We start from the raw sequence: 24,806 nt of genomic DNA on the forward strand, positions 1-24,806 counted from the left end.
CCTTTTATTTGTTTTGTTGTTTAACCTGTTGGCCTGTCTGACCATATCGCCGCTCCCGATCCTTAAAGACACTTAAAGCCGACTCAAATTCCTGTTCATTAAAATCAGGCCACAGGACATCGGTAAAATAAAACTCGGCGTAGGCCGCCTGCCACAGTAAGAAATTACTGATGCGGTAATCACCGCCGGTGCGGATCAATAAGTCCAGTTCAGGTTGTTGGTAAAGACTGGTATGGGCATCCAGGCTGGCCTCGGTAATCTCGTCGAGAGACAATTCCTGGTTGGCCACCTTGGCAGCCAGTTGTTTTGCCGCCTGGGTGATATCCCAGCGCCCGCCATAATTGGCGGCGACAGAAAGCACCAGTCCGGTATTGTCTTGCGTCAGCTGCTCGGCCGAATTAATTTTTTCTTGTAATTTTTCGGAAAAGCGACTGACATCGCCGATAACTTTAAAGCGAATATCATGCTTATGTAGGCGTTTGACCTCACGGGTTAACACAAACATAAATAAATCCATCAGTACACTGACTTCTTTTTCCGGCCGTTGCCAGTTTTCACTACTAAAGGCAAACAGGGTTAACGCCTTAACCCCCAGTTTCCTTGCCGTAGACACAGCAGAGCGGACCGACTCGACCCCGGCTTTATGACCGGCGACACGAGTTTTTCCGCGTTGTTCCGCCCAACGCCCGTTACCATCCATAATAATGGCAACATGCTTGGGGACACAGGTATTGTGATTAGCTAAATCGTTCAAACTACTCACTCTTCTTAGCAATATAAAAGTCCGTAATACAAAAAGACGCCGTAGTGATTATCTACGGCGTCTGTCAATAAGCAATGGAAACCTTATATTTCCATTAATTCTTTTTCTTTATCGGCTAATACTTCATCAACTTGCTTAATAAATGAGTCAGTGATCTTCTGGATCTCATCTTCCGCCTGGCGATGTTCATCTTCACTGATTTCTTTATCTTTCAATAACGCTTTAAAATCAGAGTTGGCATCGCGGCGGATATTACGGATAGCAATTTTGCCGTTTTCGGCTTCCCCTTTAACCACTTTAACCAGGTCTTTACGACGCTCTTCGGTCAGCGGCGGCAATGGAATACGGATCAAGGTACCGTTGGAAGCAGGGTTTAAGCCCAAATCTGATTTTAAGATGGCTTTTTCTACCGCACCTATCATGCCTTTGTCAAAAACCGTGATTGCTAACGTACGGGCATCGGGAACAGAGATGTTACCCACCTGGTTCAGCGGGGTTGCCATACCGTAATAATCAACAGAAATATTATCCAGCAGGGATGCATGTGCCCGGCCGGTTCTGACTTTATTTAAATTATTTTTTAAAGCTTCGATGCTCTTAGCCATGCGCTCTTTAGCATCTTGTTGAATTTCGTCTATCACTTTACTATTCCTTAAAAACCAATAATTAGCCTAAATTTTCAGCATGATCGATTGTAGTGCCTTCATCATTGCCCATGATAACGGCTTTTAATGCCCCCGGCTTGTTCATGTTGAAAACACGGATCGGCATATTATGATCGCGAGCCAGGGTAAAGGCGGCTAAATCCATCACTTGTAATTCTTTTTCTAATACTTCCTGATAAGTCAGGTGGCTGTACAGCTCAGCATCAGGGTTTTTCATCGGGTCATCTGAATAGATACCGTCAACTTTGGTCGCTTTAAGTACCGCATCGGCTTCTATTTCAATGCCGCGTAAACAGGCGGCGGAGTCCGTGGTAAAAAACGGGTTACCGGTACCGGCACTGAAAATCACTACCCGGCCGGATTTTAACAAGCTGATGGCGCTGGCCCAGTTATAGGTGTCACAGACACCGGCTAAGTCGATCGCCGACATCAAGCGGGTATTGACAAATGCCCGGTGCAGCGCATCACGCATCGCCAGGCCGTTCATCACCGTTGCCAGCATGCCCATTTGATCACCAACAACCCTGTTCATACCGGCATCGGCTAACCCTTTGCCGCGAAATAAATTACCACCGCCGATCACCAGGCCGACCTGGATGCCCATTTCGATTAATTCTTTGATTTCCTGCGCCATACGGTCAAGAATTTTAGGATCGATACCGAATCCTTCTTCACCCATCAGGGCTTCACCACTGAGTTTTAACAGAATACGACGATAACTAGGTTTGGGGTTGATGCTCATAAAATAAACATTCCTGTAGATAAAAAATAGCCGCGGTCGAAATTGACCGCGGCTATTTTAATACGTTTGGCTGACTATCGAAAGTCTTATAGCTATTTAATTAATTATTCTTGAAATTAATCGCTTAGCTAACCGAGATTTTACTGCTTGGCAGCAGCGATTTGCGCTTCAACTTCTGCAGCGAAATCTTCATCTTTCTTCTCGATACCTTCACCAACTTCTAAACGAACAAAGCCGGAAACCGTTACGCCTTTCTCTTTTAACACGTCACCCACAGTACGCTTAGGTTCCATGATGAAAGCTTGACCGGTTAAAGAAACTTCGCCGGTGAATTTCTTCATACGGCCAGTAACCATTTTCTCAGCGATTTCCTGAGGCTTGCCTTCGTTCATCGCGATATCGATTTGGATGGCTTTTTCTTTTTCAACTACATCGGCAGGTACATCTTCAGGGTTGATGTACTCAGGCTTGCTGGCAGCAACGTGCATGGCAAGGTGCTTCAGAGTTTCTGCATCGCCTTCACCGGCAACAACAACACCGATAGTGGCGCCGTGACGGTATGAAGCTAAAGCAGTGCCTTCAATGTACTGAACGCGACGAACATTGATGTTTTCACCAATTTTAGTCACTAAGGCAATACGCTTTTCTTCGAACTGGGCTTGCAGCTCTTCAACGCTTGCTTTTGAAGCAATAGCCGCTTGTGCAACTTCTTCAGCAAAGGCTAAGAAACTGGCGTCTTTTGCTACGAAGTCAGTTTGACAGTTAACTTCAACCAAGGCCGCAACACCGTCAGCTTCTTTAATTAAAATAGTACCTTCGGCAGCGATATTACCGGCTTTCTTAGCCGCTTTTGCCTGACCGGACTTACGCATATTTTCAATCGCAAGTTCCATATCGCCGTCAGCTTCTTGCAAAGCTTTTTTACAATCCATCATGCCCGCAGCTGTGCGTTCACGTAATTCTTTAACCATTGCAGCAGTAATTGCCATGAGTTAATCCTCAAATTTTCAGATAATGTATAAATACTTTGCTACAGAAGCCATTGACTTCTGTAGCAAATGCAATAAAACGTTAGTGTTTAGCGAGATTACTCAGCTTCAACAAAACCGTCTTTTTCAGCTTGTACTACGATATTTTGCTCACGACCTTCTAATACTGCATTAGCAGCAGAATCCAGGTATAAAGTTACCGCACGGATCGCATCATCATTACCAGGAACGATGTAATCAACACCATCTGGGTTTGAGTTAGTATCAACAACAGAAATTACTGGGATACCTAGGTTGTTAGCTTCTTTAATCGCAATGTGCTCATGATCGGCATCGATGATGAATAAAGCATCAGGTAAACCACCCATGTTTTTAATACCACCAAGGCTTTTCTCAAGTTTTTCCATTTCACGGGTACGCATCAAGGCTTCTTTTTTAGTAAGCGCGTCGAAAGTACCGTCTGAACTTTGAGCTTCAAGATCTTTTAAACGCTTGATAGATTGACGAACTGTTTTCCAGTTAGTCAACATACCACCTAACCAGCGGTGGTTAACGTAGAATTGATCACATTTAATTGCAGCATCTTTTACTGCATCGCTTGCTGCGCGTTTAGTACCTACGAATAATACTTTACCTTTCTTCGATGAAACACCGTTTAAGAAGGCTAAAGCTTCGTTGAACATAGGAACAGTTTGCTCAAGGTTGATGATATGCACCTTGTCACGGGCACCAAAAATGTAAGATTTCATTTTCGGGTTCCAGTAACGGGTCTTGTGACCGAAGTGAACACCTGCTTTAAGCATATCGCGCATAGAAACGTTTGGCATGTTTTTTCCTTTATGGGGTTAAGCGTTCATACATCCAATATACACGACCACTGACTCGTCAAAGCATGAGCTAAACAAGCCGGGCACCCCGGTATACCTTTGCTAGATGTATGTGAGTTTAAGTTTAAATACTGCATTTTTGCAGCACGGTTTAGTCGCTAAATCTCAGGCCAATACAGGCACCGGAATTTCAGCGCGGCATTTTATACCATATTAACGCCCGACTGACCAGAATTTTTGCTGTTTGCCGACGCTTTTATCGCGACCGGCCAAGGGCGAGTTGAGCGGGGCTTGAAACCAACCTTCCCGGGAAATTAACGCGAATAATGTCTTTTATTGGCGATTAGCGCTAGGCGAATGTCGCCACTCACGTTAAAATTTATTCATTTATTTTATCAAAGACGAACCAAGAGTATGGCAACAGAATTATTTTTTATTTACGACACCCATTGCCCCTGGAGTTATGCCACCACCGCCTTAGTCAATGAAGTCACCCGGGCACTGCCGAAAATCAAAGTCCACTTATTCCATATCGCCCACTATGAAGGTGATAGTCATGTCACTAAAGACCTGCTTGATGCGGTCACTGCCGACAGCAATCTCAGCTTTGGCGAGAGCTACCAGCAAGGGTTATCGCGTGCCAAAGACTCAGGTGTCGCCGCCAATTTAATGGCCTGGACCCAAAGCAAAGCCCCGCATGCCGCCCTGGCCCTGCTGAACAGCTTACAGCAGGCCCATTTCCAGCAAGGCAATGAGCTGCAAAGCCAGGAGGATGTTGAAGGCATTATCAAAAGCCATAAACTTTCCCCGCCGGCAAAAGTCTTCAACCGGGACAAATTCATCAAGGAAGCCGAACTTGGCCTGCATGATATTGAAGAGCTGCAGGAGATCATCGGCACCAGTGCTTTCCCGGCGTTATTATTGGCCAACGACGATAATTTAGTCTTGCTTAACCACAACTTATATTTGGCCAAGCCTAAGGCCATTGTTGAAGCCGTTGAACTGGAGCTGGCTAAGTAGCCCTTTTGCAGGCAGTCCGCCGGTATGAACTCTATGCTGCGGGAAGAAAATTAGTAACTTAAGCGCGAACATAGCATAATAGTTGCCATTAACAGGATTAAGCCGCAATAAAGCTGCGGTTAACTAACGATTAGACAGCGCTCAAACTGCCAAAAACAGAGCATCGCAGCGCTTAAAAACCAAGATAAATTGAGGTATCGATGAGTATTACAATAAAGACTCAGGAAGAAATTGAAAAGATGCGTATCGCCGGCAAACTCGCCGCCGATGTGCTTGAAATGATCGCCCCCCATGTAAAAGCCGGCGTGACCACAGAGCAGCTGGACGAGATTTGCGCCAGGTATACCGAAGAAGTTCAGGACGCCATTTCCGCGCCGCTGAATTACCACGGTTTCCCAAAATCCATTTGTACCTCGATTAACCATGTGGTTTGTCACGGTATTCCGGATAATACCGAATTAAAAGACGGCGATATTGTCAATATCGATATTACCGTGATCAAAGACGGTTACCACGGCGATACCAGTAAAATGTTCCTCATCGGCGATGTTTCCCCGGAAGACGCCCGTTTATGCCGTATCACCCAGGAAGCGCTGTACACCGGCATCAAGAAAGTAAAACCCGGGGTGGCTTTTGGTGAAATTGGCGCCGCCATCCAAAAGTTCATCAAAAAATCCGGCCGTTTCTCCATTGTCAAAGACTATTGCGGTCATGGCATCGGCCAGGAATTCCACGAAGAGCCGCAAATCGTACATTACAAAAACAATGACACCACAAAAATGCAGGAAGGCATGTGTTTTACCATAGAGCCGATGATCAACCTGGGCCGCGGCAAAACTTTGCTTGATAAAGACGATAAATGGACCGTGTATACCATAGACGGGAAAAAATCCGCCCAGTGGGAGCATACCCTGCTGGTGACAAAAACCGGCTGTGAGATCTTAACCCTGCGCAAAGACGATACTATCTCCCATATATTGCATAATTAAGTTTTGCATAATTAAGGGATTTTCACCCGGCAAGCTTGACCGCCCTGCCGGGAGCCGATGAAGTCATAACACACAGGCATTGTTAAGTTTGCCTTTTAACCTAAGTAAAGTGAAGAGCACAATTTGAATACTCAGATGTTAGTACCGACAGAATATACAGATAAACTCGCCATCACCGCCCCCCAGCTGAGCAGCATGGAAATTTGCCAGCTGAGCGAGCGCTTTAATCTCTGGTTAAAAGAGGCCTTTGAAGTTGAAGATATCACTTTTTTGCTCTGTGCCCGCGCCCAGTTTGTCGATAAGGTACTGACAAAACTCTGGTGCCAGCACCAGCTGGATGAATACCAGATCAGTTTAATTGCCGTCGGCGGTTATGGCCGTAATGAACTGCATCCCCATTCCGATGTCGATATCTTACTGCTCACTCAGGAACAAAGGGATAGCTCACTGGAAGAGCGCATTTCCGCCTTTATCACCCAGCTTTGGGATGTCAAACTCGATATCGGCCACAGCGTACGCAGCGTCAAAGAATGCCTGAAACAGGCGGTCAGGGATGTCACCGTCGCCACCAATTTGATGGAAATGCGCCTGATCTGCGGCAACAGCGCTTTGTCCCAGCAACTGCAACCTTTGCTTAAAGAAGATGTTTTCTGGAGTTCGCAAAAGTTTTTTGTTGCCAAAAGGGAAGAGCAAAAGAAGCGCCATCAGCAATATCACGGCGCCGCCTATACCCTGGAGCCGAACTTAAAGGCCAACCCGGGGGGACTGCGGGACATACAAACCATAGGCTGGGTGGCGAAACGCCATTTTGTCGCCGACTCCCTCGATGAGCTGGTGGCCCATGAATACCTGACCCGCAATGAATATTATGAGCTGCTCGAATGTCAGGATTATTTGTGGCGCATGCGTTTTGCCCTGCACTTTGTTGCCGGACGCAATGAAAACCGTTTATTGTTTGATTACCAGGCGGATGTCGCCAAGCTGCTGGGGTTTGGCGATGAAGGCAAAGCCGTGGTCGAGCGCATGATGAAACGCTTTTTCCGGGTGATCGCCCGCGTCGCCGAGCTCAATAATATGTTGTTGCAGCATTTCGAACAGGTGATCCTACACAAGGACAAGCCGCTGGAGCGCAGCACAATCAACCGGGATTTTGAGCTGGTCGACGGCTTGATATACGCCAGCAACGACCGGGTTTTTACCCGCCCGGAAAAATTGATGGAAATGTTCCTGATCATCGCCCAGGAGCCGAAGATCAAAGGCATACATTCCCACACCTTAAGGTTGATGCGTAATGCCAGGCGGCGGCTGATCTCGGCCCTGAGCGATTATGCCAAAAGCCGGCAACTGTTTATGGCCATTATCCGCCACCCCAGGGGACTGGGTTTGCCCCTGACGTTGATGCACAAACACAGTATTTTAGGGGCCTACCTGCCACAGTGGCGCAATATCGCCGGCCAGATGCAGTTTGACTTATTCCATGCCTACTCCGTTGACGAGCACAGCTACCGGCTGATCAAAAACCTGTACCGTTTCAGCCAGGGGGAGCATAACCATGAATTTCCCCTGTGCAGTAAAATCGTGCAGCGCATCCGCAAGCCGGAAGTCTTGTATCTTGCCGGGATTTTTCACGATATCGCCAAAGGGCGCGGCGGCGATCATGCCAAACTCGGGGCGGTGGATGCGCTGAATTTCAGCAAAGTGCACCAGCTCAACAATCATGACGGTAAAATGATTTCCTGGCTGGTCAAACATCACTTACTGATGTCGGTGACAGCGCAGCGCCGGGATATTTCAGATCCGGATGTGATCCGCCAGTTCGGGGAAATTGTCCGCGACGAAGCCCATCTCGACTATTTATACTGCCTCACCGTCGCCGATATGCGCGCCACCAATGAAAGCTTGTGGAACAGCTGGAAAGCCAACCTGCTCGAAGAGTTATACTTTAATACCAAACGCGCCTTCAGGCGCGGACTGGAAAAACCGGTCGATCTGCGGGCAAAAATCCGCGAAAACCAGGACATGGCCCTGACCTTGCTCGCCGAGCAGCAGCTGGATAATGAAGCGCTGCAAAAGCTGTGGCGCGAATATAAAGCGGATTATTTCCTGCGTTATTCCCCGGCGCAAATCGCCTGGCACAGCCGCAATATTATCGGCCATGATAAAAGCAAACCTTTGGTACTGATCAGTACCACCCCCTACCGAGGCGGCACCGAAGTATTTGTTTATACCAAAGAGCGCAGCGGCATTTTTGCCACCACGGTTGCCCTGCTCGGCAGCAAAAAGCTGTCGATTCATGATGCTAAAATTATCACCAGCAAAACCGGTTATACGGTAAATACCTTTGTCGTGCTCGACAGCCACGGCAAACCTATCAACGACCCATACCGGGCCAAAGAAACCGCCGCGGCGCTGACCGATAAATTAAGCCAGCAGTCGTTGCGGAATATCTTGCTCCAGCCGATATCAAAACGCTTTAAGCAATTTAAATTACCGACCCAGGTCAGCTTTATCGACAGCAATACCAAAAGAACAACCTTGCTGGAAATTGTCGCCCTGGACCGTCCCGGCCTGCTCGCCAGCATCGCCCAGGTCTTTCAGGATTGCAAAATCAATATTCATTCCGCCAAAATCACCACCTTCGGCGAGAAAGCAGAAGATGTATTTACCATCTCCAACAGTGACAATATTGCCCTGACAGCAGAGGAACAGGCGGAGCTGACTTCCAGGTTATGTGACGATATCAGCGGTTAAAACCATTTATTTGATGAACAGAACAAGAATGAGAATTTTACATAGGAAAAACACATGAACGCCACACAAGAGATTATCGAACAGGCCTTTGAAAACCGGGCCAATATCACCCCGAAAACCGTCAGCGACGATGTTAAACAAGCGGTGCTTGACACCCTGGCACTGCTTAATACCGGCCAGGCCCGTGTTGCCGAAAAAATCGCCGGCGAATGGGTGGTGCACCAGTGGCTGAAAAAGGCAGTTTTACTGTCTTTTCGCATCTGGGATAACCAGGTGATTGACGGCGCTGAAAGCAAATATTTTGATAAGGTGCCGCTGAAATACGAAAATTACCAGCAAAACGACTTTGAAGCCGACGGCGTGCGCATAGTGCCCCCCGCCACGGTACGTACCGGCAGCTATGTCGGCAAAGATGTTGTGGTCATGCCCAGCTATGTCAATATCGGCGCTTATGTCGATGAAGGCACTATGGTCGATACCTGGGCTACCGTAGGCTCCTGCGCCCAGATAGGGAAAAATGTTCATTTGTCCGGCGGTGTCGGCATCGGCGGCGTATTAGAGCCGCTGCAGGCGGGTCCGACCATTATCGAAGATAACTGTTTTATCGGCGCCCGCTCTGAAATCGTTGAAGGCGTGGTGGTTGAAGAAGGCGCAGTGATCTCTATGGGGGTCTATATCGGGCAAAGCACACGCATTTACGACCGTGAAACCGGCGAAACCCATTACGGCCGGGTACCGGCCGGCTCTGTGGTCGTACCGGGCAACTTGCCGTCAACATGCGGCAGCTACAGCTTATATGCCGCCATTATCGTAAAAAAAGTCGATGCGAAAACCCGGGCGAAAATCGGCGTTAACGCCCTGCTACGCTCCATCAGCGAAGACTAAGAAAACCTGAGCCTAAAAACACTCTATAAAGCACTCTATAAAACACTCTATAAAACACTCTATAAAACAAAGGGCCATTTGGCCCTTTGTTGGTTTTACATCAAAGCAATTAACCAAATACATTCGCTTGCCAGCCAAGGCGGTCAAACACCGATAACCACTGTGCGTCAAAATTCGCTTCAATAACTATCGCCTCACCGGTCACCGGGTGGCTAAATTCGAGTTTTTTTGCCATTAACATCAGCCGTTTAAAGCCAAAGTGCTGGATAAAAAACGGGTTTTGCTTATTATCGCCGTAATTGATATCGCCGATAATGGGGTGGCGCAGGTGCGCCAGGTGGCGGCGGATCTGGTGGCGCCTGCCGGTTGCCGGCAACAGTTTCACCAGGGAGTAACGCACGCTGTCATATTTACCTAACGGCACGGGCAAAGAGGCGGTATCGAGCGTTTGATAATAGGTTTGTGCCTCCTGCTCAGGTTTATCCGTGCGGGAAAATTTATCGCCGATTTTATCCAGTTTCTCCTTTAGCGGATAATCTATCAGCGCTTCCCCCAGCAGGTGCCCCCGGGTCAGGGCATAATAGGTTTTCTGTATGCTTTTATCGGTAAAGGCCTCCCCCATTTGCCGGGCAACGTCCCGGGTTAAGGCAAAAAGCAAAACCCCCGAAGTTGGCCGGTCCAGGCGGTGCAGCGGGTAAACATAACGGCCGATTTGATCCCGCACCAGCTGCAGGGCAAAAAACTGCTCATCTTTATCCATAAAGCTGCGGTGCACAAACAACCCCGGGGGTTTATCCACCGCCACCAGGTATTCGTCCTGATATAAAATCTTCAGTACCGGCTTTTGCATAGCTTCCTCGCCTGCAGGCTCATGCTGTTCACTCATGATGATTTCACAAACAGGGTTTGTGCCCGCTTGCCGCTAAGTAACTCATCCAGATCGCCGATAATATCAACCAGCTCTGCCACTGCCTGCCCCCGATGTTTAAAAGCCTCTTCCGCCATCGGACACAGCGCCATATTCGTCGGTAAAGGCAGCTTCTGCTCCGCCATTTGACCAAGCTTGGGAATAAAGACAAATTGCAGCCATTGCTCAAAGGTTAAGGTATCACAGCAAAAAGGCTGACTGCTTTGCAGTGCCTTTGCCGGTACCGCGCTGAGCTGCCAGAGTTGTTGATGTTTTAACTCGGTTGTTAACCGGGACAACAAGGTTGAAGTCTTTTGGTGTAATCTTGTATTCATATCAGGGAAATCACCGTTTTAGGAAACTGCCAGGCAATAAAGCGCCATTATACCTTTGCCCGATGGGGGTATGGCAATCACTTATCTCCCTGGCGCTATTAAATCAGCTTATTTAACGGCAAGGGGTAACTTAGCCCTCCCCTGAGCCGGCAATAGCGATTTTGTTAACCGGCTTTGCTTAATATTGCCCATTTATGGATATGGCATGAGTTTTAATCTCCAATAAGCCCCGCTATAATAGCGCCAACATTATTCAGCCAGTTTCATTATGTCCGCTATTTCGACCATTTCAGAACTCTTAACCTTATCCGACAGCCAATACCGTATTTATGATATCGGCCGTAAAATTGATAAAATCTCTAAAGAGCAATTTAAAAAAATAGAATTAAACCAACAGCCCTACCCTTTCCCTAGTCAGGGACATGCTTTTATTGCCGCCGCTTTCTGGCAAAAAGGCTCAACGGCCCCCTACCTGTGGTTTATTAAAATCCCCCTGGATGAAAGAGGGCTGCTGAACCAGGGGGCACGCAATCACTTTATTGCCATTATTATCGAAGCATTAGGCTCAGATCTTTCCGCTGATCCGACCCAGCAGCAAGAAGCCTTGCTGAAAAATAACCCTTATCATTTTACCCCGGCACAATATAAGCTGGCCGCCTTAAACAGCATTATCGGGATGGAATTAAAACAGCCCGCCAGCGGTTATTACCAGAACTGCTTGTCTTACTTAAGTGGGGAGCAAGGCTGGGATCAGTGGCAAAACCTCGGCGTGCAGGGGATCAGTGATTTTGTTGCCCGTATCGACGATAAGGCACTCCAGCAGGTATTAATCAAGGCCCTGCCCCAGCTGCCCCCCCAGGTACTGGCTCCTTTGTGCTCGGCCCTGGAAAATAAAAAATACCCGGTTGATGTCATCCGCAGCCTGCTAGAGCGTTTGAAGTCAGCCATTGGTAGCGGCGAAAGTGAACTTGAACAGGCATTATTAAGGGCACTGGCAACGAACTGTGAGCATATTGATGTCGCCACCTTTGCCGACGAGTATTTGCTGACCCCACAAATCAGCAGCGAACAGCTGATCACCCTTTCCGGGCGGTGCTGGACGTTGCTGCAAACACCCGCACGTATGAGCCATTACCTCGAATTGTTAATTGCCAAACAGGATAACGAGCTGTTTACCGCTATTTTTAAAGATCTGGTTGCAATCCCGCTAATACGCCCAATATTATTTCAATGTATGCGGGCTCCGGATCGCAGCCCCGCCCTGGCAAAAGCCATAGGGCAATTATTTAACTGACCTGGTTTTAACCGCGAAATTTAAGGGTGATGTGTTAATCATGGAAAATATTTACTACTTATTATTGGCGTTTATGGTGTGCTGGTATTTTATCTACCTGAGAAAAGTATCTGAGTCCGCCAGAAAACACGCCGCCAGATATTGCGAGCAAAGCGGTTTGCAATTTATCGCTATCGCCCGAAAATTCAGCAGACCAAAATTTGATAAACAACACGGGTTATATTTCTCCAGTGTCTTTGAATTTGAGTTTAGCGGTGACGGCGAATCGAGCAATAGCGGAGAGTTAAGCTTAAGGGGCTTAAAGTTAAACCAGGTAGATTTACCCGCCTACAGAATTTAATCCGAGAAGAGATAGTGCAGACAGAAGCACTTAGCGAAAATTCTCCGAGGCTCTCTCACCAGGCAGAAAAATAGCCCTTCATCCTGAACATGGCCACTTTTTCACGTCCATGTGACCATGGCTGAACATAAAACAAAAGCGGCCGATATGCCGCTTTTGTTTTTTAGCCAACATCCTGTAGCTGGTGGTGGTCGCCATCCTGATGACCTCTTCCCTGAAACATTAACTTCCCTGTTAACTCCCGGTACGTACCTCCCTGGCCAACTTTAAACTAAAAGTAAATTTCCTTATTCCTTATTAATAACCCTAGCCGTCCTATGCTGATTTCCTGTCTGGCTCAACCATCCAGTTGAGTGATTCATCACTGAATACTGCTTAAGTTTTCCTTCACTCGTGTCGTCCTGACAAACTTAATATTACCAGCTGGATTATCCGCAACCAGCGCCAGAAGAAAAATAAATATTGGCGCTTACAGCCCAGATAAAAACCCAAAAGGAAAAAACCGATAAAAACAAAACACTAGAACAGGCATTTGCTTTTGCACCTAAAAAGCATTTCACTATGCCTACACCATTGTAAGAAATTTCTTACAAAAAGCTTCTGCTTCTCCCCCAGGCCCGCATCTGTGTTGTTTATTGTTTAACCAAGTCAGCGATAAAATGATTTTTCTTTTGATTCTCCCCTGATTTTTGCCAGATTCACGCAGACACAGGTGCAAAAATTAGTTAATCTTGCGTTAATTTATTTTGGAGGTCTTGTGCAGCTATTAAAGTCGATTTTTTGTTTATCCGGATTTGATAATCGTCAGCGTTATGGCGCTATCTGCGGCATCAGTTATCTGAGTTTTATCCTGATGAGCGCGATACTCACCGGTTATATGATCAGTTCAGCCATCGTTTTATTTATTGCTGTTATGGTTTGCGTATTCTCCACCAAGCGCCGTTTACAAGATGCCCGGCTCAATAAAAACTGGAGCGCCGCCCCCGGCGTTATTTTTGCCCTGACAGGTTTAGTGATTATTACCGTCAATCACGCCGGTGCCTATTGGCTGCTGCTTATTCCTATGGCGCTCTCGGCCCTGTTATTAACCTACCCCGGTAAACCCGAAAAAAGCTATCAACTAGGTTATAACGGCCCCGTTGATTTACATGGCTTTAGCCGGCCCCATAGCCGCAGCAGCCAGGGCAATAGCCGGATAGAGCCGACATTGACCGGTTCAACGGATGCTGAGCAGACAATAGCCATTGACAGCAGTGAACAGGTATTTCCCCCCTCAGAAGAAGCAGCTACGGCATCAGGAGAAAGTTTTAGCACAGCTTCAACGCAAGCAGATCCCGGCGAACAAATCCGCCTGTTGCTGCTTAATAAAAAAAATGCCCTCTATGCCGGAGGCGTAATACTCACTTTTATCATCACAGGTATCGTGATGTCTCTGTTCTTTTCTGGCGGCGATAGCCAGGCAGAAGTCTCAAGTGACGCCGCAGCTGTGCGGACGCAGGCACAACAGGATGAGAAATTACACCAGATTGATCTACCCGATAACTTCTCGTTACTGCTCAACCAATACCAGGGGGTGATCATCAACTGGCAATCGGATAAAACCGAACAAACGCAAATATGGTCTGTAAAAACCGCTCAAGGTGACAGCAGCTGTGAGAGCATTACCTTCAATAACGGTGAGTCATACCGCACATATGGTGTTACTACAGAAATGGGAGATAACTATTTCGCCAGTTTCTCTCCCCTGGACACAAAAGCCCTGTTACAGGCAATAGCTTTTCGCGGTCACTTCCGTTTATGCGGCTATAAGTTTTCATTGAAGGGCAGCCAGGCGGTATTGGGGAAAAACAATCATTACGCCCAGTTTATTGACTATTAAGCTATCTGGCTTATATCCTGGTGGCGGCAGGAACTAAAGTTTTCCGGGATGCTAAAAGCAAGCACTGAGCTTATGCCGGAAGCCCTGCCGGTAGCCCAAACTGAAAAACGACCAGGCATAAAAAAATGCGGCTCTATGAGCCGCATTTATTTAACTAGCTTAGTGCTTCCTGCACATATTTAGTGTTCCCACACTTTATATCCCTAAAATATCTATCCCTAGTATATTTTGATGAATCCCTTCATCCTCCTTAAGCCGTCCCGGGCAATATATCGTCCTGATATATTCACATTACTGTGTGTTCCCTGTGCTATCCATTTGCATCATCCTTAAGTTAACCGTCCTTGATCAACTCACTTCCCTGTTATATCTTCCTTTTGCGGATATCCGATCCACAAGACATCATCCTTAATGCCTCCCTTTACAGAGTATCCTTCTCTGTGTCGTCCTGACATGGTTAATAATACGCGATTTTCAGAATTAACTTAGTAAGGCAAAAAATATAATATTCTGCAACTTAATTGCAACAAAGCTTAATGAAAATTTATTCAAGTTCTTTCAACATGTTACAAAACAATACAGAGAAAAATGTGACATCATCAACCAAGATATCTTACGCCGATGTAGGAGATGTCGCACAGCAAGAGGTAAAATTAAAGTAAAGCTGTTCACAGGCCAAAGCGGGTAAGCGTTTGCACTTAACCCATTAAGCGAAAAAAAATTAAAAACAAAGCAAATAATCAGCCTTAAAAAAGGCAACCGGCGCAGTGTTGAAACCTGTATCAGGGGAAATGCTGAGAAAAAATAGACAAAAAAAGCAAGTCCCGGGAACCTGCTTTAGACAAGTGAACTTTAGTAGTAGTTTGCTATGAAAGGAGAAAGTTTAGCCCTGACTTTTTGTCTGTTCACGATTTTTCTGTTCACGGTAATGTACCATCAGGGCGCCACTGACATTACCAACATTGATTTCACGAATAAACTGATAATCGACATCTTTAAAAAACTCCCGGTATTTTTCCGATGTCGCATACACAGCAACCCCTTCACTGTCCGGATGTTCTTCCAGTACAGTCGACACCGCCGCCATAAGATAATGGCCAAAGCCATAATGCTGGTGCAAAGGATGAATGGCAATAAAAGATAACATATGGAATTTTTCCAACGGCACCGCTGATAAAATGATCTCTTCCTTTTCGATCATTTGTTTGGTGCTGAAATAACCGGCGCTTAATAACATTTTCAAGCGCCAATGCCAGAAGCGCTCGGAGCCAAAACCGTCGTCCGGACCGTTTAAACAGGCAACCCCCACCATGGCCTCACCAAGGTACAAGCCAACCATAGGCTGCCTTGCATGCCAAAAGGCCCCCAGCTCTTCCCGGATTGAAGCACGCAACCTTTGTTCATAGTCTTCCTTTTCACCATTGAAGATCTCTAAGAATACCGGATCATCATGATATGCCTGGTATAATAAAGATGCCGCCAATTTAAGGTCTTCAGCAGCAAGATAAGTTGCTCTTACTTTTGCCTTGGTCGGCGCAGTTGCCACATTTGTCATCTAACTCCCCCATCACACTTTGCTTTGATTAAATGCTGATTTATTTTTATTTTACTTCTTTAACAACTCCAACTTACCATAACAGGGTTTTTTAAATTAGGTCAAATAGTATTCACATGAGCATAAATTAAACAACTATAATTAAAAAAGTTAAACTTGAAGGGGAAAAATTAATGGATCGTTCTAACCATACCCTGGCTTGTCTGTTTGCTCAGCTGGGATTAGATAACAAAGATACATGTATCAATGACTTTATAAATAAAAATAAGGGGATACCCGCCGATGTACATTTAGCCAATGCCGGGTTCTGGAATCCGGCGCAAGCCGACTTTTTAACCCAGGCGATAGTAGAAGACTCAGACTGGGCAGAAATTGTTGACAGTCTGGATAACTTATTGCGTTAAAAGCAAGGTTGCCCGAAGCAAAGCAGCTGAGAATTCAGGCAAAATCCTTTTCACCTTTTATTTCATCAAACAATAAACCATAAAATAAGGGGGCGGCGCAGTTAATGTCCCAGGTTACGGGAAAACTCGCCGCCATTACCCGTTTCTTTAAGCAAACCATCAACAAAATACAAATAAGTGCACTCGTCTTTTGTGGTCATGCCGTCTTCTTTGGTGCGGTGGGTGCGGTAGTAAAGCACCTGGACTTTTTGTTCGTTATCCATAAAGGTCTCGGTAAAATCAGCAACCCCGAGCGTATTAAGGCTATGGGTAAAACTTGACCCTAAAGCCAAGCCGGCAATAGCCTGACGGTTGTCATATTCACGATCTTCATAATCACTGCTGATACGATACCCTTCATCCCTGTCCCCGCCAACGGAAACAACACAGCCGGATAAACCCAGTAATAAAGGCGCAGCGAATAATAGAGAGAGACTTGTTTTTTTCATATTTTAATACTCATAGTTAACAATTAGCGTAAGTGAGCTAACTAACAGCAAAATCCAAACCAAAAATATAACCACATGATTTTTAACAACTTAATTTTTCACAATTATTTAAACGAAGACATGTTTGGTGATATTCGCTAAAATATAGTAAATATCACTGCCTGAATAACAAAATGACTATTCGTGAAGAAATATTAACCATAGCAAACCAACTCGCCAACCAGGGCAAAAGCCCGAGCGTCGCCTTAATTAAAACAAAACTTTCATCCCCTGCCCCTTTACCTGTGATCATCTCCACCCTGAAAAGCTGGCAACATGATCCCACCTATATCACAGTGAAAAAGCCAGATGAAAAAGCGGCAAAGAAGCGGCAGGAAAAAACCCCGCTGGACAGGGAAGTTTACCAGGCGGTAGAGCAAGCGGTGCAACAGGAAATAGCACCGCTTCGCCGGGAACTTGCAGAAATGAAAGCCTTGTTGCTCAGCTTAACCGGCGAAAACAAACAATAAGGCACAGGAACGAACAACTCCGCCCCACAAAGTATAAGATGCCAGCTTATGCCTGGGTATGCGGGGTTAAACCGGCGACAAATTCCGCCATCGAATCCGCCAGTTTTTTATGGGGTTCACGGCCAACATGTTCCACCCAGATAGCGCCGGTTTCATTATCCAATGACAGGATAAGATCTTCTTCATCCGTGACGGCAAAGAAGATACTGATGCGCTGTTTTAACCTTTGCTTCATCAAAACATGACCTATGATATTTTCCTGCAGGCGCTCAAAGTCATCTTCATTCCAGGAAAATAACAATGACAGCTGCCCTTCTGAGCACACGGCATCAAGGGGGTCTGAATGAAATGCGGTAAAATAGCTTTTGATATCCGGGTGCAGCTCGAGTTCGAGTGCGGATTCGATATTGTTAAAACATAAATTCCCGTCCGCCGGCACCGGTTGCCAGAGAATTTGCTGTGCCGGCTCTTGCCCGGCACTCTCTTGCGCAGTAAACAGCCCCTGCTGGCACGGCGATGGCCAGTCTTCATCCAGTTCAGCCACAGGCAAATGCCCATGGTCATGCTGGTAGCTTTCAATATAACACTTGGCAAAATGCCAAAGTTTGTCGGTCAAGTCGTTATTTGTTGATTTCATCAAAGGTAAAGATCCTTTAAAATAAATGTAGTTTTCAAGAGATGAGTTATTTTATGGCGAATTACCAAAACAGCGACGCCCTGAACAATTTAACCCTGGGTAAAACCACCGCTTATGTCGCTCAATATACCCCAGATTTATTACAAGGGGTACCAAGAAGTCTTAACCGCAATGATCTGGCACTGGATCAAAATAACTTACCTTTTCAAGGGGAAGATCTTTGGTACGGCTACGAATTATCCTGGTTAAACAGCAAAGGCAAACCTGTCGTTGCCGTAGCCGAATTTCGCTTCCCCTGTAGCAGCGAAAATATCATAGAGTCAAAATCGTTCAAGTTATACCTGAACAGTTTTAACCAAACCCGGTTTGATAGCCGCGAAAACGTACAACTAGCCTTAATCGAGGATCTGTCCCGGGTCGCTAAGGCCGATGTTGAGGTTGCACTTTTTAACGTCGATGACTGCCCGCCACTGGCCATAGCCCCGATAGACGCAGTTTGTATCGACGATGAAGATATTACCGTAGATCATTATGATTTTGACCCCAAATTACTCCAACGGGCCCAGCAGCACGGCAGCGATGAAATCAAACAGCAGGCTTTAGTCAGTCACTTGTTAAAGTCCAACTGCCTGATCACCAACCAGCCGGACTGGGCCAGTATTTTTATTGAATATCGGGGACGGGAAATCTGCCATGCCGCTTTACTGCGTTACCTGATCTCTTTCAGGCAGCATAATGAGTTTCACGAGCAATGCGTTGAACGCATCTTTTGCGATCTCAAGCAATATTGCCAGCTTGAGTCCCTGACCGTTTATGCCCGCTATACCCGCCGCGGCGGACTGGACATTAACCCATACCGCAGCACAAGCGAGAAAAGCGCGCCAAAAATCAGAACATTACGTCAGTAATTCAGTTAACAAAAGCTGAAAATCTAAGCCGGCATTGTTTTTACTCAATAAGCACCTAAAAAGGTAAGAATAAAGGCAATGCTAGCTGACAAGGGCATAGCTTCTGTTGTAAATTAACTTATAATAAGCGTATTAATTTCTGTAAAGGCTGCCCGCTATTTATGCCGTAAAAAATAGCCAGAAATTCAGCCTGTAAATTTTCTAATTATCCGAAATAAGAATATTCTATGAATGAGAAGTCTGTTGCTGTTGAACAAATCAACGTGCTGAAAAAAAAACTCGACGCAGCAATTAAATCCCGGGCAGCCGTAGACTCAGATTTAAAAGCCCAATCATCTCTCCTGGTTCAGTTTATCACCCGATTAACTAAACTTTGCAAAGGCATAGATAAAGAGTTGGATACCCGGCTGGGCAAGCTGAAAAAGCTGCTGGCCAAAGGGGCGCCGATAGCGGATTTAGAACAGCAAATCGCCTTCATTGCTAAACTCATCCAAAACTATGAGCTGAAAACAGAAAAAGAAATCAGCCAGTTAAATAAGCAATGTAACGATACCGCCAAAACCCTGCTGAAAATAAATACTTTACCCGGCGCAGAAAAACGCGAGCTGCGTAATGTCTTAAAGGAATGTGAGCAAAACAAAGAAGCCCTGGTGCAATATATTCCTTTAGTAAGCCAATTGATGAATGCCTACGATACCGCACTAAAACTCTCCCCGGCCCTGCCGAAAAAAGGCCTGCTGGACGCATTAAACAGCGGCGCAGCAAGTGAGAGCAAAGCCGGTGACAGTAAAGAGGTTAACCAGGTCGTCTTAGCCAAATTAAGTTATGTTATTGATCACCTGGTGCTGCCGGAGAAGCACACCAGTGAATTATTAAAAATAAAAGAACAACTCACCCATAATATCTCCAACGACAAGCTAATGGTGAGCCTGCTGGACCTGTTTGACGTTATTATCTCAGATCTACAGCAGGAAAGAGCCACGGCAGAAAGTTTTCTCTCCGGTTTAAGCGATACCTTGTCTGATGTGCAAAATGCCATTAACAACACCCTGTTTTGCAACAAAGCATCCCAAAGTGCCAGTAATGAACTTAACGCACAGCTGCATAAGCAGGTCGATGAAATGTCTACCGTAGTAGACAGTGCCAAGTCGGTTAGCGATCTGAAACAAAAAATTAATAAAAACTTACAAAATATCGTCAAAACCCTCGAAAATAAATCCAGCAGCGAAAATAAACATAACCAGCAAATAGAAAGCCAGCTCAATGACATGACCGCCCGGGTCAAAGAACTGGAAAAACAAAGCCAGTATTTTGAAGAGCAGTTAAAACAGCAAAAAATAAAAAGCATGCAGGATGCCTTAACCAAGCTGAATAACCGCGCCGCTTTTGACGATTATTTTTCCAAGCAACTAATTGATTTTAAACAGCAAAGTTATGAACTAGCATTGGTAATACTAGATCTTGATGACTTTAAACGCATCAATGATACCTATGGCCACACCGCCGGGGATAAAACCTTGCAGGTCATGGCCATGACCTTAACGAAAAAAGTATCTGCCGATGCCTTTATCGCCCGTTATGGCGGAGAAGAATTCGTTTTAGTCTATTCCGGGGTAAGCCAGGACAAACTTTTACAGCATCTCAATGACTTAAGAAAACACATTGCCCGGTTGCCCTTTAAGTTTAAAAATAATAAGGTCAGTATTACCACGTCCATAGGTGTCACCCATATTAAGGCACAAGATAATATCCACAGCGCATTTGAACGAGCAGACAAAGCCTTGTACCAGGCCAAAGATCAGGGAAAAAACAAGGTTGTTTACCTTTAACTACGTTTATCTATAAGTACGTTTATCCATAACTGCGTCTACCGCGTTCGCATAAGGAGTCTATCATGCATACACAACTCAACCCCGTAGGCAATATGAGCCTGCTTTCCCAAATAGAGGTTGACCAGCTGCAAAAATCCGCCAGCAGCGAATTATATAACTTATACCGCAATTGTTCCCTGGCGGTATTAAATGCCGGCAGCCATACCGATGATGCCGAAGCCATCTATCAGAAATATCAGGATTTTGACATTCAGGTATTAAGACGGGAACGCGGCGTTAAACTTGATCTGATCAACCCCCCGGTTGATGCCTTTGTCGACGGAAAAATTATCCGCGGTATCCGCGAGCACTTGTCTGCGGTGATGCGCGACATCCTGTTTATCAGCAAAAGTTACAAAGATATCGATATCCATGCCACCACCGATCAGGTCACCCATGTGGTTTTTGATATCCTCAGAAATGCCCATGCCATCTTGCCGGAAACGGACGCCAGTTTAATCACCTGCTGGGGTGGCCATTCCATCAACCAGATCGAATACAAATATACCAAGGAAGTCGGCTACCACCTGGGATTACGCGGCTTTAACATCTGCACCGGCTGCGGTCCCGGCGCCATGAAAGGGCCGATGAAAGGCGGCACCATAGGCCATGCCAAACAACGCAACCCCCTGGGCCGTTATATCGGTTTGACCGAGCCCAGCATTATCGCCGCCGAGCCCCCCAACCCGATTGTCAATGAGCTGGTGATCATGCCGGATATTGAAAAGCGCCTGGAAGCTTTTGTGCGCCTGTCCCACGGCATCATCATATTCCCCGGCGGCGCGGGCACGGCGGAAGAGTTGCTTTATATCCTGGGTATTATGCTCAATGAAAAAAACCGGGCGCAAAAGCTGCCTATCATACTTACCGGGCCGACAGAAAGTGCCGACTACTTTAGTGAAATCGATACTTTTATCGGTGCCACCTTAGGCAAAAAAGCCCAGGATTTATACCAGATCATTATCGATGACGCCCAAAGTGTTGCCAAAGAAATGAAAAAGGGCCTGAGTGAAGTGATCGACTACCGAAAACAAACCGGCGACAGTTACCACTTTAACTGGTCACTGGAAATAGAATCTCAGTTTCAGCACCCCTTTGAACCGACCCATGAAAATATGGCGGCGCTGAACATCAACAGCGACATGGAAACCGCCCAGCTGGCCGCCAGCCTGCGCCGGGTTTTTTCCGGCATAGTCGCCGGCAATGTTAAATCTCCCGGCATCAAGGCAATCAGGGAAAACGGACCTTTTATTATTTCCGGCGAACCCCGGATAATGGCGTTGATGGATAACTTACTGGCCTCCTTTGTTAAACAGCAAAGAATGAAATTACCCGGCAGTGCCTATATTCCCTGTTATGAAATCGCGCAGGAAACAGCTTAATGCCGCTACACCTTATCCTGATAGACGCCTTAAACTTAATAAGGCGTATATACGCAGTACAGGAGCGCCCTTTCCTTTTAAATAATGAACTGGCAGAAAATACCAAAAGACAGGTATTGTTCAACACCCAACAGGGCTGCGTGTCAGCCCTGGGGAAAATGCTGGAACAACACCAGCCAAGCCACGCACTGGCGGTTTTTGACAGTATCGCCCCGTGCTGGCGTTATCAATTATTCCCGGATTATAAAAAAGGCCGGAAAAAAATGCCACAGCACCTTGCCGACAAACTGTCTGATATCCAAGATGAGTTTATGCGCTTCTCGGTAGACTCGCTGGTCTCTGAAGCGGATGAAGCGGATGATCTTATCGCCACCTTGGCGGTAAAGGTTGCCCTGCGCGGCCAAAATGTCACCATAGTGTCCACCGACAAAAGTTTCCTGTCACTGCTGGGGCCAAATATCAAAGTCTATGATTATTTTAACCGCCGCTATCTGGATGAAACTTATGTCCGGGAAAAATTTAAAGTAAAACCCGAGCAGCTGGTGGATTTCTGGACCCTGACCGGGGACAGCACCAATAAAATTCCCGGCGTTGCCGGTATCGGGCAAATTACCGCCTCCGCCTTATTAAGCCAGTATGACTCCCTGGCTGCCCTGCTCAATGCCAAAGATTTAAAGCAAAGTGTCATGACAAAATTACATGAGGATGTCGACCAGCTAAAGCTGTACCGGCAACTGCTGACCCTGAAACAAGATATCCCGCTGGGATTTAACCTTAAAGATCTCAGGCTGCCCCTTGCCAGCGAGTCCGAATAAGCGCCATCATGAGCATATCAGGCAGGCAATGGCGCTACTTTACATAAAGTGAAACAATTCTCTGCTGTTAATCTGGTTATATTCATGAATAATGTCTTGTTAATCACTCGCAGACAATCCGGTCTTAGATAAAAAATGAACAAAAAGTATGTCTTACTTGCTTTAGCCCTGTACGGCCTGTTTGTCTTTTTAGTCATCAATTTTTATAAAGGCAGTCCCAGCAGCATGACCTGGGAAGACAGGGAAGAGTTTAACCGCCAATATATCGCTAAGCTTGTTCCGGGACAACATACCCTGGAGCAGATCTTAACCGATCTCGGTACCCCGGATTCCACCGAGGCGATACGCAAAAACAACAACTACTACCAGGTCACCTTTTACCGCACCCAGCATGTCAAATCCGACGGCATCACCACCCAGGAAGAATGCAGCTACCTGCTTTTTGTCAACGACATCTTAACCGGCAGCGGCCTGGGCATCGGCTACCCGGATAACTGGCAGGTCATAGATAACCACACGAAAAACTAACACTTTCCTGTCAGTCACTTAAAAAACGACTAAATCTGCATTTTCTCCCGACTTTCGATATATACTGATATTTGTCTATTGTTTAAGGTCAATATAAAAGGTTTTAAGCTGGCTTACATCCCCGTGACATGGTATAAAGCTGCGCAATTACTTAAGTGGTTTGATCAGTTATAGCGAACGTAATAAATAAGTGGCCGGGATTTAATGAAGATGGTCAATTAATGATTTCGTTTAATATTCACCCTCTCAGGTAAAAAATTATTAAGAAGTTTATTTTAAAAGGTATATTTAATGGCTAAACAAACCATAACTGTTATTCCCGGCGACGGCATCGGCCCGAGTATTATTGACGCAACCATAAAAGTACTGGATAAAGCAGGCTGTGAGTTTGACTATGAGTATGCAGATGCCGGTCTTACCGCGTTAGAAAAACACGGCGAGCTGGTTCCGGAAGAAACCCTGGCATTAATCGAGAAAAACAAAATCACCCTAAAGGGTCCGTTAACGACCCCGGTAGGTGAAGGCTTTACCTCTATTAACGTCACCTTACGTAAGCATTTCAAGCTTTATGCCAATGTCCGCCCGGTATTGTCTTTTAAAGGCACTAAAGCCCGTTACGAAGATATCGATATCATCACTATCCGCGAAAACACCCAGGGCATGTACTCAGGTTTAGGGCAAACGGTATCCGAAGACGGTGCCACCGCCGAAGCCATGAGTCAGATCACCCGTGAAGGCGCAGAAAAAATCGTGACTTTTGCTTACGAAACCGCCCGCAAGGAAGGCCGTAAAAAGGTCACCGCGGTACATAAAGCCAACATCTTAAAGTCAACTTCAGGTTTATTCCTGAAAGTGGCCCGTGAAGTGGGTGAGCGCTACCCGGATATCGAATCTGCGGAAATGATCGTCGACAACTGCTGCATGCAGCTGGTCATGAACCCGGCGCAATTTGACGTTATCGTCACCACCAACTTATTCGGTGATATCCTGTCGGACTTATGTGCCGGTCTAGTGGGCGGCTTAGGTATGGCCCCAGGCGCAAACATCGGCAGCGATTGTGCTATCTTTGAAGCGGTTCACGGCTCGGCCCCTGACATTGCCGGTAAAAACCTGGCAAACCCGACTTCAGTGATCTTGGCTGCCATCCAAATGCTGGAATACCTGGACATGGGCGATAAGGCAGAGAAAATCCGTGCAGCAATCAAAGACGTTATTGAAAGCGGCGACCGTACTACCGGCGACTTAGGCGGCAGTCACGGTACTACCGACTTCACCGACGCGGTATTAGAGCGTTTATAAAAAATAAACGTGATAAACATCAAA

The 24,806-nt window shown here is 46.2% G+C and carries 25 protein-coding genes; 15 read left to right on the forward strand and 10 right to left on the reverse strand.

Annotated features, from left to right (window positions below):
• Positions 1-4: 4 nt before the first annotated feature.
• From uppS to rpsB, 5 genes are all read right to left on the reverse strand, one after another.
• Complete coding sequence (gene uppS / locus SG35_RS20640) at positions 5-754, reverse strand: polyprenyl diphosphate synthase (protein WP_269082182.1); 750 nt, start codon at positions 752-754, stop codon at positions 5-7.
• Between the two features lie 92 nt (positions 755-846).
• On the reverse strand, positions 847-1,404 hold the full coding sequence (gene frr / locus SG35_RS20645; RefSeq protein WP_044833347.1) for a ribosome recycling factor: 558 nt from the start codon (positions 1,402-1,404) through the stop codon (positions 847-849).
• 25 nt (positions 1,405-1,429) lie between these two features.
• Positions 1,430-2,170: a UMP kinase gene (gene pyrH, locus SG35_RS20650; RefSeq protein ID WP_044833348.1), complete on the reverse strand. Its 741-nt coding sequence runs from the start codon at positions 2,168-2,170 to the stop codon at positions 1,430-1,432.
• 140 nt (positions 2,171-2,310) lie between these two features.
• Positions 2,311-3,159 carry a translation elongation factor Ts gene (gene tsf / locus SG35_RS20655; RefSeq protein ID WP_044833349.1) on the reverse strand — a complete coding sequence of 283 codons (849 nt, stop codon included), beginning with the start codon at positions 3,157-3,159 and terminating at the stop codon, positions 2,311-2,313.
• A gap of 98 nt (positions 3,160-3,257) precedes the next feature.
• Positions 3,258-3,986, reverse strand: a complete 729-nt coding sequence (gene rpsB / locus SG35_RS20660; RefSeq protein ID WP_044833350.1) for a 30S ribosomal protein S2 — start codon at positions 3,984-3,986, stop codon at positions 3,258-3,260.
• A 414-nt stretch (positions 3,987-4,400) separates the two neighbouring features.
• Here rpsB and SG35_RS20665 point away from each other — a divergent pair, with 414 nt between their 5' ends.
• The 4 genes from SG35_RS20665 (at position 4,401) to dapD (ending at position 9,631) form a co-directional block, all read left to right on the forward strand.
• The gene (locus SG35_RS20665) at positions 4,401-5,006 is read left to right on the forward strand and encodes a thioredoxin domain-containing protein (RefSeq protein WP_053043091.1); all 606 of its coding nucleotides are present in this window, start codon (positions 4,401-4,403) and stop codon (positions 5,004-5,006) included.
• Positions 5,007-5,206: 200 nt separating this feature from the next.
• Positions 5,207-5,995, forward strand: coding sequence for a type I methionyl aminopeptidase (map, locus tag SG35_RS20670; protein WP_044833352.1), 789 nt, complete (start codon positions 5,207-5,209; stop codon positions 5,993-5,995).
• A 123-nt stretch (positions 5,996-6,118) separates the two neighbouring features.
• Entirely contained in the window at positions 6,119-8,746 is a 2,628-nt protein-coding gene (glnD, locus tag SG35_RS20675; protein ID WP_236702610.1) for a [protein-PII] uridylyltransferase, read from the forward strand.
• Between the two features lie 54 nt (positions 8,747-8,800).
• On the forward strand, positions 8,801-9,631 hold the full coding sequence (gene dapD / locus SG35_RS20680; RefSeq protein ID WP_044833353.1) for a 2,3,4,5-tetrahydropyridine-2,6-dicarboxylate N-succinyltransferase: 831 nt from the start codon (positions 8,801-8,803) through the stop codon (positions 9,629-9,631).
• Between the two features lie 109 nt (positions 9,632-9,740).
• Here the strand turns inward: dapD and truC are convergent, their stop codons facing one another.
• Both truC and SG35_RS20690 read right to left on the reverse strand, forming a co-directional pair.
• Positions 9,741-10,517 carry a tRNA pseudouridine(65) synthase TruC gene (truC, locus tag SG35_RS20685; RefSeq protein ID WP_044833354.1) on the reverse strand — a complete coding sequence of 259 codons (777 nt, stop codon included), beginning with the start codon at positions 10,515-10,517 and terminating at the stop codon, positions 9,741-9,743.
• Positions 10,514-10,873, reverse strand: coding sequence for a YqcC family protein (locus SG35_RS20690; RefSeq protein ID WP_044833355.1), 360 nt, complete (start codon positions 10,871-10,873; stop codon positions 10,514-10,516). The genes truC and SG35_RS20690 overlap by 4 nt, the downstream gene beginning before the upstream one ends.
• 268 nt (positions 10,874-11,141) lie before the next feature.
• On the opposite strand from SG35_RS20690, the gene SG35_RS20695 reads away from it, so the two are divergent.
• From SG35_RS20695 to SG35_RS20705, 3 genes are all read left to right on the forward strand, one after another.
• A complete protein-coding gene (locus SG35_RS20695; RefSeq protein ID WP_044833356.1) occupies positions 11,142-12,167 on the forward strand; it encodes a DUF3549 family protein in 1,026 nt (341 codons plus the stop codon).
• 40 nt (positions 12,168-12,207) lie between these two features.
• Positions 12,208-12,507, forward strand: coding sequence for a DUF3301 domain-containing protein (locus SG35_RS20700; RefSeq protein ID WP_084692778.1), 300 nt, complete (start codon positions 12,208-12,210; stop codon positions 12,505-12,507).
• 757 nt (positions 12,508-13,264) lie between these two features.
• The gene (locus SG35_RS20705) at positions 13,265-14,386 is read left to right on the forward strand and encodes a hypothetical protein (RefSeq protein WP_152646648.1); all 1,122 of its coding nucleotides are present in this window, start codon (positions 13,265-13,267) and stop codon (positions 14,384-14,386) included.
• A gap of 883 nt (positions 14,387-15,269) precedes the next feature.
• On the opposite strand, the gene SG35_RS20710 is transcribed toward SG35_RS20705, so the two are convergent.
• Entirely contained in the window at positions 15,270-15,941 is a 672-nt protein-coding gene (locus tag SG35_RS20710) for a GCN5 family acetyltransferase (protein WP_044833359.1), read from the reverse strand.
• A gap of 173 nt (positions 15,942-16,114) precedes the next feature.
• On the opposite strand from SG35_RS20710, the gene SG35_RS20715 reads away from it, so the two are divergent.
• Positions 16,115-16,345 carry a DUF2789 domain-containing protein gene (locus SG35_RS20715; protein WP_274055196.1) on the forward strand — a complete coding sequence of 77 codons (231 nt, stop codon included), beginning with the start codon at positions 16,115-16,117 and terminating at the stop codon, positions 16,343-16,345.
• Between the two features lie 101 nt (positions 16,346-16,446).
• Here the strand turns inward: SG35_RS20715 and SG35_RS20720 are convergent, their stop codons facing one another.
• Positions 16,447-16,833: a DUF3192 domain-containing protein gene (locus tag SG35_RS20720; protein ID WP_044830954.1), complete on the reverse strand. Its 387-nt coding sequence runs from the start codon at positions 16,831-16,833 to the stop codon at positions 16,447-16,449.
• Between the two features lie 173 nt (positions 16,834-17,006).
• Between SG35_RS20720 and SG35_RS20725 the strand changes: the two genes are divergently transcribed.
• Positions 17,007-17,342, forward strand: coding sequence for a hypothetical protein (locus SG35_RS20725; protein ID WP_044830955.1), 336 nt, complete (start codon positions 17,007-17,009; stop codon positions 17,340-17,342).
• Positions 17,343-17,388: 46 nt separating this feature from the next.
• Here the strand turns inward: SG35_RS20725 and syd are convergent, their stop codons facing one another.
• Positions 17,389-17,979, reverse strand: coding sequence for a SecY-interacting protein (gene syd, locus SG35_RS20730; protein WP_044830956.1), 591 nt, complete (start codon positions 17,977-17,979; stop codon positions 17,389-17,391).
• A 53-nt stretch (positions 17,980-18,032) separates the two neighbouring features.
• On the opposite strand from syd, the gene queF reads away from it, so the two are divergent.
• From queF to SG35_RS20760, 6 genes are all read left to right on the forward strand, one after another.
• On the forward strand, positions 18,033-18,887 hold the full coding sequence (gene queF / locus SG35_RS20735) for an NADPH-dependent 7-cyano-7-deazaguanine reductase QueF (RefSeq protein ID WP_152646466.1): 855 nt from the start codon (positions 18,033-18,035) through the stop codon (positions 18,885-18,887).
• Between the two features lie 227 nt (positions 18,888-19,114).
• Positions 19,115-20,716 (forward strand): diguanylate cyclase, encoded by a 1,602-nt coding sequence (locus SG35_RS20740; protein WP_044830958.1) that lies wholly within the window; start codon positions 19,115-19,117, stop codon positions 20,714-20,716.
• A gap of 65 nt (positions 20,717-20,781) precedes the next feature.
• The gene (gene ppnN / locus SG35_RS20745) at positions 20,782-22,140 is read left to right on the forward strand and encodes a nucleotide 5'-monophosphate nucleosidase PpnN (protein ID WP_044830959.1); all 1,359 of its coding nucleotides are present in this window, start codon (positions 20,782-20,784) and stop codon (positions 22,138-22,140) included.
• The gene (gene xni, locus SG35_RS20750; protein WP_044830960.1) at positions 22,140-22,955 is read left to right on the forward strand and encodes a flap endonuclease Xni; all 816 of its coding nucleotides are present in this window, start codon (positions 22,140-22,142) and stop codon (positions 22,953-22,955) included. Before ppnN ends, xni begins: the two co-directional genes overlap by 1 nt.
• Before the next feature lie 135 nt (positions 22,956-23,090).
• Complete coding sequence (locus SG35_RS20755) at positions 23,091-23,483, forward strand: DUF3192 domain-containing protein (protein WP_044830961.1); 393 nt, start codon at positions 23,091-23,093, stop codon at positions 23,481-23,483.
• 291 nt (positions 23,484-23,774) lie between these two features.
• A complete protein-coding gene (locus SG35_RS20760; RefSeq protein ID WP_044830962.1) occupies positions 23,775-24,782 on the forward strand; it encodes an isocitrate dehydrogenase in 1,008 nt (335 codons plus the stop codon).
• Positions 24,783-24,806 lie beyond the last annotated feature (24 nt).

This window comes from Thalassomonas actiniarum (assembly GCF_000948975.2).
GTDB lineage: Bacteria > Pseudomonadota > Gammaproteobacteria > Enterobacterales > Alteromonadaceae > Thalassomonas > Thalassomonas actiniarum.